The 1,173-nt window shown below is 53.5% G+C and carries 1 protein-coding gene; it reads right to left on the bottom strand.

The window, feature by feature from the left end; translation table 11 throughout:
* The coding region (locus tag F3J37_RS27800; protein WP_166936840.1) for an IS4 family transposase at positions 1-1,159 on the bottom strand (1,159 nt) is incomplete at its 3' end.
* Positions 1,160-1,173 lie beyond the last annotated feature (14 nt).

Raw genomic sequence — 1,173 nt, forward strand, 5'->3', positions numbered from 1 at the left:
GCAGGCTCAGATGACTTCTCAGATACAGTGCGGACTGCTTAAAACTCATCTGATAAGGTTCCACGCCTTTCAGGCTGTACGCCATCTGCGCCATCATGAACCTCAGAAGGTTATAGGCCAGGACCACACCCCACAGCTCCTGACGCACAAGTTCTGGCTTTTTGCTTCTCAGCGTCAGCTCATTATTCAGCAGGTGCTGTTTCATCTCGCGGAAGCCGTGCTCTATTTCCCAGCGATGGCTGTATAAATCCACAACATCCGCTTTCGGGTATCTCAGCGGATCGCACATCGATGTCAGGATTTGAACCTTTTTTCCGTTGAGTTCTTTGCTGATAAGCCTTGCCGTCAGTGTGTCTGCAGCACCCTGCCATTTTTTCTTCGCCTGCGGCGACAGCTCTAATTCCACCAACTCCTGCCCGGCCCCTAAGCTACGGACAACACGGTACTGTGCCCCTTTGCGCAGCGGCAACATCCAGTGTCTTTCCGTTCCCGCCGACTGCCAGGCGTGCAGCAGACCCAGCGCATAAAAACCTTTATCAAAGAGGGTCAGAGAGTGGTCGGGGGTTTGTGGGATAAGCTGAGCGGCAAGATCGGCTTCGCCGACAGCTGAGACGCTGTCGAACGCTACTGCTGACAACAGATGGCTGGTGACTTCCATCTGACAGACCATACGCACCTGCGGCCACTCAGAGCACTTATTAATATTGGCCGTTCGCCCGAAGGCGGCATCATTTTCTGGTGTATCAGGGGTGCGCCATACGGTGCCATCCACCGCCATCAGAGTCAGTCCGTTCCAGTGAGACAGCGGGGTCTTTTCAAACCACAGGCGCTGTGTTTTCTCAAACATCAGCCGGATAACATCTTCTCCAAATCGCTGCCGGGCCTGCACAACTGCGCTGGGCGCAACAAAGGGCCTTTTCCCCGGCAGAAGGATATCCAGGTGTGAGACGAGCTGGGTCATCGAATGGGAGCGAAAAAGTGCCATGCCGGTTACAGCCCAGACCATCATTTCCATCGATAAACGGCGCTTTCGTAACGTCACTGTCCCGGTATCAGCGAGACACTCGTCAATGAGTTCAGGAGAAAGGAGATCGGAAAGCCCCGAGAATTCCTGAGGCGTAAACTTATGAACGATATCGAGAGCCTGACTGAGAAGCATAAAAAAATCCGTAA

The organism is Candidatus Pantoea communis, from assembly GCF_011752685.1.
Taxonomy (GTDB): Bacteria; Pseudomonadota; Gammaproteobacteria; order Enterobacterales; family Enterobacteriaceae; genus Pantoea; species Pantoea communis.